The sequence below is a fragment of the Citrobacter sp. S39 genome (assembly GCF_009495675.1).
Taxonomy (GTDB): domain Bacteria; phylum Pseudomonadota; class Gammaproteobacteria; order Enterobacterales; family Enterobacteriaceae; genus Citrobacter; species Citrobacter freundii.
Genome location: NZ_CP045555.1, coordinates 4,700,490 through 4,713,330, shown reverse-complemented (window position 1 = coordinate 4,713,330; position 12,841 = coordinate 4,700,490). Strand labels below are relative to the sequence as shown.

Below are 12,841 nucleotides of genomic sequence, written 5' to 3'. Positions count from 1 at the left end.
TTGTTGCTTTACATTAGTGATGACGACAGATTTTTTTCTGTGAATCATACGTTACTATTGAAATAGTAACGCTATGAATCTATTTTATAGTGAATAGTGTAATTTTATATTTATTTATAGCGGTATTATATAATTTTTCTTATAACTGCCTGTTTTTCAGCGTTATGTTAATTCTCGCTTTTGAAATAATTGTGATTTTGTTCACGGATTTTAGTGCGTTAAGTGGCTATTTGTAGAGAGGTGCAAACGGTTGCATTTTGCTGTTACAGCATTCGTTCATTAAAAAATATAGCGATGGTATATCTTGTGTCGGTATTGGGTGCAAGAATCTAAATGATTTTTATTATCTCTTGGATATACGAATACCGTTTATGACTTCTGTTAGCTTAACACCATGGAAAATGCAGTAAAAACAGACAGGGAATATGATTTTATCAATCAAAATGGAGCTTTTAATCACTGGCGTAATTACTGGCTTTTTATCTTCCTTTTTATAAATCGTTGTCGTAATGCCCATAAAGTCAGCATTCTGGGATGAGTGCTGATTTTATTTTGTTCTCAGATTATTCAACCCACGCTGTATGCAGGTCTTCTCTTGCAGTACCTCGTAAATGATACATTAAAGGATCTCCTGGAATGGATATTGTTGAACGCTTTATTAACTACACGAAAATCAATACCACGACCTCAAGGGAAAATGGTGCTAATGGGATAATGCCTTCTTCACCTGGTCAAATGGAACTGGCAAAACTGCTGGCAGTAGAACTTGAAGCATTAGGAATGGAAAACATTGAGGTCAGGGATACCGCTATTGTGACAGCGACATTACCTGCAAATACGGACGACGCGATCCCTGTCGTTTCCTTTTTTGGTCATCTCGATACCAGTGCGGAACAGACTGCGGACACAAAAGCACAACGTCTTCACTACAGCGGTGGGGATTTGTGTCTGAACCAGGAGCTAAAAATTTATCTGCGCGAAAGTGAATTTCCAGAACTGAAAAATTATATCGGTGATGACCTGCTGGTGACGGATGGTACCAGTCTGTTGGGGGCAGATGATAAAGCCGCTATCGCCGCGATTATGAATGCCCTGGAGTACCTTGTCGCACATCCGGAGATTAAGCATGGGCCGGTGAAGGTCGGTTTTGTTCCTGATGAAGAGCAGGGATTACGAGGTGCAAAAGCATTTGATGTTGCGGCGTTTGGGGCTGATTTTGGCTATACCCTGGACTGCTGCGGCATTGGAGAATTTGTCTATGAGAACTGGAACGCGGGTGATGCGGAAATCATCTTTACCGGCCAGTCCGCACACCCTATGTCGGCCAAAGGTAAGCTGAAGAACTCTCTGCTGATGGCGCATAAGTTTATTGCGATGCTGCCCGGAGGAGAGGCGCCTGAGTATACGGAAGGACGCGAAGGGTATTACTGGGTAAAACAACTTCAGGGTAACAGTGCCCGTACGGTACTTAAGCTGGATATCCGGGATTTTACCGAAGAGGGGTATAAGGCGCGTATGGCATATATCCGCCAGCTGGCCGTCAGCACCTGCGCGCTGTGGGGAGAAAACAGCGTGGTCTGCCATTTAACCGATCGCTATGCCAATGTGTTCAATAGCTTGCAGGGCGATGCTCACTACCCGATTGATATTGCGTTACGCGCGTATCAGAAGTGTGGCATTACCCCGCAACCTGTCGCCATGCGTGGTGGATATGATGGCGCAGTGTTATCGCAGAAAGGACTACCTTGCCCGAATATTTTTACCGGTGCCCATAACTTTCATTCGATTTATGAATACCTGCCGGTGCGTTCACTGCGGGCCGCCAGCGATGTCGTGGTAGCGGTCATTGAGGAAACCTTTGCTGAGTTCGCGCAGGGGAGAGCTCAGTCATGATTCAGGTGTTAATTGCCCTACTGGTGATCGTGGTGGTCGCGCGTCTGATCCTGAAAGGTTATCGCGCTGAACCCGTGTTGTTCATTGCTGGCCTGGTGTTGATGATTTGTACGGCGTTAACCGGATGGGGTTCTGTATTACCGAAGGGGGTTGCCAGTACGGGGATTTCATTTCTCGATCCTTTCGAGGTGATGCGCGATCTCTTTAGTACGCGTGCCGCCGATCTCGGCCTGATGATCATGGCGCTCATGGGATTTGCGCATTACATGGATCATATCGGGGCAAATGAAGCGGTTGTGCGGGTTGTGACGAAACCTTTGCGCGCGCTGCGTTCGCCCTATGTGCTTCTATTTTTCTCCTATCTGCTCGCCAGCCTCCTGCAGTTGGCCATTCCATCCGCCACCGGGCTAGCCGTATTGCTGATGGGGACGATGTTCCCCATTATGCTGGGGTTAGGGCTTTCTGCGGCCTCAGCCGCTGGGGTTATTGCCACATCGCTTGGTGTGGCATATACCCCGACGGCCATCGATGCTATCAGGGGATCTAAAGCGGTCAATATGGATGTGGTGGAATACATTGTTTACCACCAGGGACCCGCAGCGCTGGCAACCGTGCTGGTCGTCGGCGTCTGCCATTTCTTCTGGCAGCGGCATTGCGACCGTAAAGCGGGGACGCTTCCAAGAGAAATCGGTAGCGCTGAGGTGACTGATTCAGGAAAAGCCCCGGCTTTTTATGCGCTGCTCCCGATGCTTCCGATACTGATGGCGGTGGGATCATCGGAAATGTTTGTCAGTGGTATTAACCTGAATATTATCACCATTGTGCTCATTTCGATGGCTGTCTGTATGTTGATTGAATGGCTGCGGGTGCGTGATTTAAAGTCAGTATGCGAAGGATTCAGCCATTTCCTTAAAGGCATGGGCACTGCCTTTACCGGGGTAGTTGGGCTGCTGGTTGCGGCAGGTGTTTTTGCTCACGGGATTAAAGTTATTGGTGCCATTGATCAATTAATCCTGATGGCGGAGCACGTGGGATTACCCCCATTTGCTATGGCGGTGGTGTTTGCGCTGGTGACGCTGGCGGCAGCAATTATTATGGGATCGGGTAATGCGCCATTCCTTGCTTTCGTTGAGCTGATCCCGCAAATCGCGGCAAGTATGGGCGCTAACGCTGTTGCCATGATCCTGCCGATGCAGCAGGCATCACATATGGGGCGGGCAATTTCACCGGTTTCCGGCGTGGTGATTGCCGTTTCCAGTGGGGCGAAAATAACGCCATTTGATGTGGTTAAACGTACCGCCGTACCGCTGATTGTGGGCTTTGTAACTCATACCCTGATCATCGGTATTTTCTATTAACTTCGTTTGTAACAAGCAAACTTCCGGCCTGCTAAATGTCCGGTAGTTTGCTTTTTCTGATTACAGCTCTCATCACCGCAGATGATATTGATTACTGGTGATTATTATTAACTTTTATCTTTATCGCATTATTCTTATTGGACATTGTTGAGCTATTCTGGATTAATGATTAATAAGTATGATGTATTGTATTTGCACGTTTATTACATAGGGATAAGTTAACCTGGATCATATTTTGGCGATTTTAGTTGTAGTAATTTTTTAATAGAGTAATACAAGAATAACGTGGAATAACAATGACGATTTATTTGGGCAGGTTTAAGTGGTAAGGGATTCTGGAAGAGTTAGTACATTACGACATCATTATCAGGATGATCTGGAAACATTTACCTGGAGTGCGTTAGTTGCAATTGGTATCGCAATAAAGGATCATAAGATCTACTCCAAAATGTCAGAGCATCTATTCATTATGCATTGGCTGGCTATTGCCAAAAAAAGAAAAATATTTTCGAAGAGCATTGTCAGTGAGCTTCAGTGGCTAATTGATGAGGGGAAGAAAAAAAGCATCAATGCACAACTTAAATTTAAAATAGAATATTTGTACGCCACGTCGAGTGGTGACGTGACAATGCAAAACGACTATTTTAAATTTACTCATACGATTGAAATATTGAGAAATAATGGATGGGAGAGCTTTCTGCTCACTCCAGAGAAGTGGCAAGGACTTCATGAAAGTATTAAGGTCAGAAAAGGTGACTTTATCTTTATGGATGATGCCCGGCTTCAGGAGTGCTTTGGCGTGCAGGGCGAGATTGTCAAACCTTTCTGTATTCGAGTGTACGGCGATGTTGAGTTTGCAAAGTTAACGTTCATCAAACATAACCTGCCGGTTGAATTTGTGAAACACATTTCGAATGAGTTTCATTATTTCAATTTTCTTTCTGTTAAGTAATGCTTAATTGATATAGAGGAAAAATTTCTGTTTGTTCAAAGAGTAGTGATCTACTTGTGAAAGTATCGGATATATACCACGCGCAAAGGATAGCGAATGTTTACTCGAAAGTTAGTGATTACAACCGAATGGATAAGGTTGTCGGATACGTCAGACAATATGTCCATTTCTTTTCGGGGCATTCTTGAGATCGGTGAAAGCACAGTTGTGCCAGATGACAATACACCTCTACTTCGTTTAGAAAATGACATGGCACCTATCGCCGTTGATGCGTTATCATGGGTGAGGGTGCCAGTTGAACGCCATGAAAATGTTATCGTCTATATTTTCTGAATCCGGGCTTATTAATCCATTAATAATATTAATGTCGATTTGTTCTTATTTTGTCCTTCCCGGTGCAAGATGAGATGTCTGGCTGAACAATTTGTTGAGGATCACATCACGGGTGAGAGCATTTGTAGTGCGTGTACATTATAAATAATGCCAAACACCGCCACCGCGAGCAGAAAAAGAGAGGAGATAAAACCGCTGCATCTGGCAAAGCGCGCTGGTATCCAGCGTTTGAAAACCACGATGTAAAAAGACAGCACCGTCACATCAAAAATAACCCACACCAGCGTTAGCGTCAGAATGCTGGTGGTGAAATCTTGCGTAATGGCAATGAACTGGGGGAAAAACGCTACGAAAAACAAAATGTCTTTTGGGTTGGCGACCCCGGTCAGAAATCCGTGGATAAGCCCGCTGTTATCGCGTTTTCGTGCACCCAGTCCGGGGTTTGAGGCCCTGGCCCGCAGGCCGTTAATCGCCATCACTCCGATATACAACGATCCCACAAGACCCAGTACGCCAAGCCATATCGCAGAGATTGAAACCACGCCAGCTAGCATCAGTGCAGCCAGAGCAATCAGTACTAAAGAAGCGCCGTTAGTGCCAATCAGCGTGAGAAAAGCCCGGCGATAGCCGTGCTGCGCCGCGGTGGTGGTAATCAGCGCCACGACAGGACCCGGCGTTAACAACAGGGTTACTACGCTGAGGCTATAGGCAGCCAGTAAAGTGAAATTCATACCTGATTATCCTGATGATATTTTCCACCAGTATTCCGTTTACGTAACGCATTGAAAAACGAATAAAACTGCGCTCTACTGTGAGTAAAACTCAACATAGAAACTCACGATGACGCTACCTCCGTTGTATGCCCTGAGGGCTTTTGAAGCCGCAGCCCGTCTGGGATCGTTCAGCAAAGCCGCTATTCAACTTAACGTGACGCCGGGCGCGGTAAGCCGTCATATTCGCACGCTGGAGGCATGGTTTGGCTGTGAGCTATTTATCCGCAGCGGCCCGCGTATCGAGATAACACCTTCTGGCCAAGGGTTAGCGCAGCAGTTGACGGCTGGGTTTCAGAGTCTGGAACACGCGTGTCAAGCCTTTCGCAGCAGTAGTCATGAGCTACGGCTGAAAGCGCCGTCTACGTTGACAATGCGCTGGCTTCTGGATGTGCTGCGTCTTTTCCGTGAAGCGCATCCGACTCCGGTGATCGAAATTTCCAGCGTCTGGATGGATACCGATTCGGTATCCTTCAGTCGTGAACCGTATGACTGTGCGATCCTGTTAGGGAATGGCCATTTTGGTGACGATACCGACAGCCGGTTGCTGTTTCAGGAGTGGCTTATCCCAGTGTGTTCACCCGCACTGCTGGTGCAGGCGCAGCGCGATCTTTCTGCCTGTGAACTGATTCATCCCTCAGCGGATCGCCGAGACTGGCGTCGGTGGCTGCAACGCACTGGGAAGTTTCCGGCGTTGAATCTTGCGCGAGGCAAAGTGTTCGACACCCTGGAGCAGGGTAGTCTTGCCGCGATGAGTGGTCATGGCGTGTCTGTTGCCGACCTGCTGCTAAGCCTGGCGGCCATTCAGGCAGGGATGTTGGCGTTACCGTTTAAAGATGCTGTGGCGACTGGCGAGGGGTATTACCTTGTCTGGCCAAAGGCTTCAACACGGCTCAGAAATATTGAGCTGCTGTATCGCTGGTTAAAAGAGGCTGCGCCGTGTGCCTCCTCGGCAGATCTAAACTGGCTGGATTAAGCGGTTTATTTTGCTGACTACCCATACTGATAATGGTTCTCATTATTATTGTCGTATTGTGCAGGTAATGGTAATGTTGCTTCAGTTATAAACCGCTAATTCCATTTCCTGTGCAGAAGACAGCATGAACAACACCACCGCCCTGAATGCCTCCGGACGCGTCGCTCGCACTTTCTCCGTAAGCGAGTTTATGGATTTTGGTGAGCGCTACGGGATCGATTACCGCTTTCCCCTGTTGGTACAAAGACCGGATTTGCCGTCTGGCAGCCCTGTTCTGCAAGGTGAAATTGAGGAGATGACTCTCCCCTGCGGGATGTGCGTGACGCACTCCGACGTACAGGTATTGCAACCCTACGAAACCACCTCTCGCCACGACAGTCCTCTGTATATGCTGGTGGTTCTGGAAGGCTGCGTGATCCTGACGCTTAACGGACAGGAGCATGTGGTGCGCTCCGGCATGGCGTTTAGCTCACGCCTGAGTGAGCACCAGACGATGCGTGCCCGTCATCATGCTGATTGTAAACTCCGGACATTATCGCTCGGTTTATATCCCGACGGCGCGTATCGCACGGGGTTGCTTGAATCGTTGATGCGCGAGTGGGAAAGGTGCCAGACGCCGACGCTTATCTGGCAGGTACCGGGGTTTTTACTCAGCGGACTGCAGTACGCGCAGCAGAGTACGATTAGCCATGTTTCTCGTCAGCTGATGCTGGAAGGGCTGATATTACAACTGTTCGGTCATGGTCTCAGCATGTGTCAGGTCGAGAGCGGTAAACGTCTTGCGACGAGCGGTGAGCAGCAGCGGCTGGAGGTCGTTCGCCGACTGCTGGAGGAGAGTCCCGAAAATGACTACACCCTTAATGAACTGGCCCAACGCGCGGCGATGAGCCCCAGCAGCCTGCGCAGTAAGTTCCGTGCAGCCTATGGCTGTTCGGTATTCGACTACCTGCGCGATTGCCGTCTGGAACATGCGCGCGGCTATCTACTGGAAGGATATAGCGTACAGCAGGCGGCCTGGATGTCGGGTTATCAGCACGCCACCAACTTTTCTACCGCTTTTCGTCGCCGTTACGGCTTTTCGCCCGGCGAGTTGCTCAAACCTTGCTAATCCATATTTGCGTTTTACGCACGTGATTTCCTGACAATTTGGCACTGCGCATAGGCAACCTGGCATCCGGCATAGCTATCTCCGTCAGCAAAAAGGTAATAATTCTCACTTACAATTAGACATGCCTTTGGAGATATTCATGTTCGCGAAGACTCGCTTGGCGCTGCTGGTGGGATGGGTGACCGGCAGCGTGGCTTTTCCTCTGCTGGCGCAGGAAACAACAAAAAACGATACGGTGGTTGTCACCTCGCAGATGCAGAGCGGGGCCACGAAGCTTGCCACGCCGGATATTGAAACGCCGCAGTCGGTATCGATCGTTACCCGTGAACAGTTTGAAGAGCAAGGCGCAACCAGCGTGCGCCAGGCTGTCAGCTATACGCCGGGGGTGTACAGCAATCAGATTGGCGCCTCCAACCGCTTCGACTACATCGTGCTGCGTGGCTTTTCTGACGGGAGCCTGGATAACGTCTATCTCGATGGTCTGAAGATGATGGGCGACACCAACTCACACAGCTCGCTGGTGGTTGATCCGTGGTTCCTCGAAGATATCGAAGTCGTACGTGGCCCGGCTTCCGTACTGTATGGCCGTTCCTCCCCGGGCGGTATTGTGGCGCTGACCTCACGCAAGCCGTCGTTTGATGCGGGCGGTGAAGTGAAGCTGTTTGCCGGCAACAATAACCAGCGCGGCGCGGCGTTTGACGTCACCGGGGCGCTGGATGATAACGATCGAGTGGCGGCGCGATTGAGCGGGATGACGCGTTACGCAGACTCGCAGTTTGGTCCATTGAAGGAAGAACGTTACGCGCTGATGCCCAGCCTGACCTGGCGTATCACCGACCAGACGCGTCTGGATCTGATGGCCTATCTGCACCGTGACCCGGAAGGCGGAAGCCACTCCGGTCTGCCGTATGACGGCACCGTGGTTCCGCATTACGGGCAAAAGATCTCCAATACCTTTTACGAAGGCGAGGATGATTATGACAAATACGATCGCCGTGAAAACATGGTGGGCTACAACATTGAGCATATGTTTGATAGCGGTTGGTCGGTGCGGCAAAAGCTGCGCTATCTGCATACCGACGTTGAGCTGAACCAGGTGTATGCGGCGGGCTGGTTGAATGAAACCGAGCTTAATCGCGGCTACTCCGGCTCCGATGAAAAAATGTCGGCGATTACGCTGGATAACCAGCTCGACGGCAGCTTTGATACCTGGCAGGTAAACCACCGTTTGCTGGTGGGGATCGACTATCAGGATCGCAGCAACAATACTACCGGTTACTACGGCGCTTTCCCCCCGATTGACGCCTTTAATCCGGTGTACGGCGCGAAGCCTGATTACATCGACATGTATGCGCGTGAGAAACACAAGCTGCGACAGACGGGTTACTATTTGCAGGATCAGATGTCATGGGATCGCTGGCGTATTACGCTCGGTGGTCGCTACGATCAGGTCAGCGTTTCTAACATTGATAAGATCAAGGATACTCGCAGCGATCTGGATAAAAACAACTTCAGCACCCGCGCCGCGTTGCTCTATTTGTTCGATAACGGCTTTGCGCCGTACGTGAGTTACTCCACTGCCTTTACGCCCACCAGTTTTGCCGATGAGAACGGTAATCTGCTGGACCCGATGAAAGGCAAGCAGTGGGAAGCCGGGCTGAAATATGAGCCGGAAGGACTTAACAGTCAGTTCAGCGCGTCGGTGTTCCGTATCAATCAGACGAATATAGCCACTAAAGAAGAGCCGACCGATCCATACCGCTCGATTGGGGAAATTGAATCTGAAGGGGTGGAGCTGGAGGCAATTAGCCAACTGACGGATAGCTTCCGTTTGCAGGCGGCGTATACCTATACCGACATTCGCTATAAGAAAAGTAGCCCGGAAGAGCAGGGCAAGCGCGCAGTGTACGCCCCGCGTAACCAGGCCAGTGCCTGGCTGAGCTACGATGTAAAAAGTGGTCCGCTGGACGGTCTGACGTTGGGTTCAGGCGTGCGCTACGTTAACGGTATTACCAGCGATCGCCTGAACACTCACACCCTGCCGTCATACACACTGGTGGATATGGTGATTGGTTACGACTTAACGAATATCGGTATTAATGGGTTGAGCGCGCAGCTGAACGTTAACAACCTGACCGACAAGCGCTACGTTGCGGCCTGTAACTCGCTCTCATACTGCTACTTCGGCGCCGAGCGCAGCATTGTCGGCAGTGTGTCCTGGAAATTCTGATGTTTTAGCCGGATGCAGCGCTGGCGCCTTATCCGGCCTGGTGCAGCGTGCAAATTGTATGCCTGATGAGCGCAGCGCATCAGGCATAGTGGATTGCGGTTATTGTGTAAAACCGTTTTGCATACAAATCTGCGCGCTGGTTCTCAGAGTAAAGGCGACTTTGTCTGGGTACTGACTGTAATAGTTATGCTCTTCTTCCAGCCCTTTTGCCTGCGCCAGACGTACCGTTTCCAGCGAGCAGGTACGGTAGATCAGGTCTTTATTCATATTGGTCTGCTTCTCGCGCTGTTTATCTGCGGAAAGCGCCAGCCAGTTTTCGGACAGTGAGTAATCGTAGACCACCCGATTTCCTTTCGCCTGTACGTTCTCAATGGTAATAAATTCGTCGATTTTCAGTCTTGGCTGCCCACGCATTTTTTTCTTATCTTCTGCGGCGGCGTATTGGGCCAGCGCATGAATATCCATACTGGCTATTTTCTGTTTATAAGCATCTACATAGGCGGTAGGTTGCTGATAATGCTGAGCGTAAGCGTTTCTTAATTCCCCGTCACTCATCGTACAACCTGCCAGAAACAGAGGTAATAGCAGTGCCAGTTTTATTTTAGTCATGATGTTATCCCGTTCATTATTTTGATCCCAGTCGCCCATAACAAAATAGAAAAATTATTACGGATGATATTTAAGGTTGTATAAACGAGAGCACGATGGCACAAGTTCAATTGTCTTAAAATGGCAGGACAGACGGGAAACCCTGCCAGAATTGGCAGGGTTAATGGATGAAGAGGATCAGAATTCCATTTTCACCGTGAACTGCACTTCTCGTGGGTCGCCAATCTGATTACCCAGATTATTGGTGGCAATGGATGAAGTGTAATAGGTCTTATCAAACAGGTTTTTCACATTGAGCTGCAATGTGACCGGATACTGCAGCTTCATTTTATAAGCGGCAAAGGCATCGGCGACAAAATAGCCCGGCAGATAATAGTCTGCGCCATTGGTTGCGGAACGGCGGCTCACCCCATGACCCCCACCGCCAATCGTCAGGATATTGCCCATAAAGGCATTCTGAATATCGTAGGTGAGGAATAATGAGCCGGTATGCTTCGGTACATTAGGCAGCGACTTACCTTTGTAATCAGGATCTTCCGTCACTTTCGCGGCGGTATAACCGTAACTGGCGATGATATTGGTGTTGGTGGTCAACGAACCGGCGACATCCACTTCCACACCTTGTGAACGCACGCGACCCGCAGTTTTCGCCACAGTTTCGCCATTGATCATTTCGTTGTACAGCACATTGCGTTTATCAATATCAAACAGGGCAATATTGGCGGTGATACCGTCAAAGATATCGAATTTTGCCCCCACTTCATAAGCCGTTGAGGTTTCAGGTGGCAATTCGCCAATATAACTGGCGATAGAATATTGCGGCATGAAGGATCGCGACACGTTACCGAACAGCGATACCGACGGCGTCAGTTTGTACACCATACCGAATTTGGGCACCCACTGTTGGTCGGTACTGTCGGTGTTGACGTTGAACGGACGGCCTTTGCCAGCGTATTCGGTGTAGTACTGATAACGCATCCCGGCGACGGCGATCCATTTATCGGTCAGGTACAGCGCGTCCTGCACATACGCAGAATAGCTCTCTTGTTGAATAGTCTGATCGCTATCAGCGGCAGAAACGTTAGTACATTTACCCAACGTACCGTAGACAGGATTATAAATATTGAACCCTTTTACGTTCTTGCAGCGGATCATGTCGGTGCGTAGCAGATCGTAGTTCTCATAAGAGATGCCGGTGAGGATCTCGTTATAAAAGCCAGCGATATCGACGTTGCCCTGTAAATCGGCACGTGTGGCGTGCATGCGCTGGGTGGAACCTTGAGTGGCATCAACACGGCGGGTCAGATTTCCGCTTGCAGAATCATAAGCCATCACGCGAGCCTGATTATCGCTGTATTTATCCTGACTAAAGCTGTAGTCGAATTTCGCTGTCCATTCGCTGTTGAAACGGTATTCGGCATTCAGCTGCGCCAGATCCGATTCGCCATCGGTGATATTAAACGGCTCATCAAAACGGGTTTTGCGATCCACATTCACCGCGTGTTTGGTGTTGAGATCGAAAATGGTGCCGCGATCGAACGGGGCTTTATAGTCGCGATGTGAATAGAGCACGTTGACGGTGGCCTTGTCGCCAAACCAGGTAAGGGACGGGGAGATGAAGCTGCTCTGATAGGTGCCGAAGTTACGCCAGTAATCCTCATGCTGATATTCGCCAATCAGGCGATAGGCTAACTGAGTGCCTTCAATCGGCCCGGTCACGTCAAACTGCCCTGTGCCGCCGCCAAAGCTGCTGGAGGTTACTGAAATCGACCCGCCAAACTGCGTTTCCGGACGTTTGGTGACGACATTAATCAGGCCGCCGGGATCGAGAATCCCATACAGGGTTGAGGCCGGGCCTTTCAGCACCTCCACGCGTGAGGTGGCGGCGTTAAAGCTGCGCGGCAACACGGTTTTCAGACCATTGGTCATCACCGAGCCGTCACGGTTTGCGCCGAAGCCACGGCGGACAAACGCATCCTGTGTGCCACCTAATGTGTTGGTTTGCACGACGTTACTAACGTTATACAGCGCTTCGTCCAGCGTCGTGACATGCTGATCTTCCAGAACTTTATCGCTGACAGTGTTCACCACTTGTGGGATATCCAACAATGGCATGGATGTCAGCGTCGCGGTGGACGAACTCAGCGGTTGATAACCCGATGTTACGGCCTGATCGGCAGACGATGCATCTGCCCGAACGGTGATGGTATCTTCTCCTTTAGGCGGAGTCGTCTCTTTCTCCGCTGCAAATACCGCAGGTGTTGTTGTCATGCCCAGAAAGAGAGCAGAGCACAATGCCCGCCCTTTCATCCCCGAAAAGTAAGTCGTTAACTCAGCCATTATTTTATTTATTCCGCAAAAGACCCTGCCAAAAATGGGCAGGGAAACAAGTTGATTCAATTCATTGCCCGGCTTGCCAGCCCTGCATTTATCCATCTGTAAGCCAGCGTTACTGGCGTCAGACGTGTAATTGAGAATCATTCAATCATGGGTGTTTGTAGTAGTAAACGTAAAAATGAAAAAGAAACTACAAGCGATTTGACGCAATTTAACCGTCGTTTTTTTAAGGGTATTTAATTTTCAATGTATTGAAAAAGAATGGTTTTTATTGA

10 protein-coding genes are annotated in these 12,841 nt (G+C 49.4%); 7 read left to right on the top strand and 3 right to left on the bottom strand.

From position 1 onward, the window contains the following. Positions 1-636: 636 nt before the first annotated feature. The 4 genes from pepT (at position 637) to GFB57_RS22490 (ending at position 4,536) form a co-directional block, all read left to right on the top strand. Positions 637-1,893 (top strand): peptidase T, encoded by a 1,257-nt coding sequence (gene pepT, locus GFB57_RS22505; RefSeq protein WP_003021259.1) that lies wholly within the window; start codon positions 637-639, stop codon positions 1,891-1,893. After that, complete coding sequence (dcuC, locus tag GFB57_RS22500; RefSeq protein ID WP_003021260.1) at positions 1,890-3,251, top strand: C4-dicarboxylate transporter DcuC; 1,362 nt, start codon at positions 1,890-1,892, stop codon at positions 3,249-3,251. Before pepT ends, dcuC begins: the two co-directional genes overlap by 4 nt. Before the next feature lie 322 nt (positions 3,252-3,573). Next, positions 3,574-4,203 (top strand): DUF2913 family protein, encoded by a 630-nt coding sequence (locus GFB57_RS22495; RefSeq protein WP_008320988.1) that lies wholly within the window; start codon positions 3,574-3,576, stop codon positions 4,201-4,203. Between the two features lie 96 nt (positions 4,204-4,299). Continuing rightward, on the top strand, positions 4,300-4,536 hold the full coding sequence (locus tag GFB57_RS22490; protein ID WP_003021266.1) for a hypothetical protein: 237 nt from the start codon (positions 4,300-4,302) through the stop codon (positions 4,534-4,536). A 101-nt stretch (positions 4,537-4,637) separates the two neighbouring features. Here GFB57_RS22490 and GFB57_RS22485 read toward each other — a convergent pair whose 3' ends face one another. After that, complete coding sequence (locus GFB57_RS22485) at positions 4,638-5,267, bottom strand: LysE family translocator (protein ID WP_003021269.1); 630 nt, start codon at positions 5,265-5,267, stop codon at positions 4,638-4,640. Positions 5,268-5,376: 109 nt separating this feature from the next. Between GFB57_RS22485 and GFB57_RS22480 the strand changes: the two genes are divergently transcribed. The 3 genes from GFB57_RS22480 (at position 5,377) to foxA (ending at position 9,620) form a co-directional block, all read left to right on the top strand. Next, entirely contained in the window at positions 5,377-6,282 is a 906-nt protein-coding gene (locus GFB57_RS22480; RefSeq protein ID WP_003021270.1) for a LysR substrate-binding domain-containing protein, read from the top strand. A gap of 124 nt (positions 6,283-6,406) precedes the next feature. Then, positions 6,407-7,390, top strand: a complete 984-nt coding sequence (locus GFB57_RS22475; RefSeq protein ID WP_290366915.1) for a helix-turn-helix transcriptional regulator — start codon at positions 6,407-6,409, stop codon at positions 7,388-7,390. Positions 7,391-7,511: 121 nt separating this feature from the next. Beyond that, positions 7,512-9,620, top strand: a complete 2,109-nt coding sequence (gene foxA, locus GFB57_RS22470; protein WP_085952509.1) for a ferrioxamine B receptor FoxA — start codon at positions 7,512-7,514, stop codon at positions 9,618-9,620. 99 nt (positions 9,621-9,719) lie between these two features. Here the strand turns inward: foxA and GFB57_RS22465 are convergent, their stop codons facing one another. Further along, positions 9,720-10,268, bottom strand: coding sequence for a hypothetical protein (locus tag GFB57_RS22465; RefSeq protein ID WP_008320983.1), 549 nt, complete (start codon positions 10,266-10,268; stop codon positions 9,720-9,722). Positions 10,269-10,406: 138 nt separating this feature from the next. Beyond that, positions 10,407-12,569 carry a TonB-dependent siderophore receptor gene (locus GFB57_RS22460; RefSeq protein WP_003021283.1) on the bottom strand — a complete coding sequence of 721 codons (2,163 nt, stop codon included), beginning with the start codon at positions 12,567-12,569 and terminating at the stop codon, positions 10,407-10,409. Between the last annotated feature and the right edge of the window lie 272 nt (positions 12,570-12,841).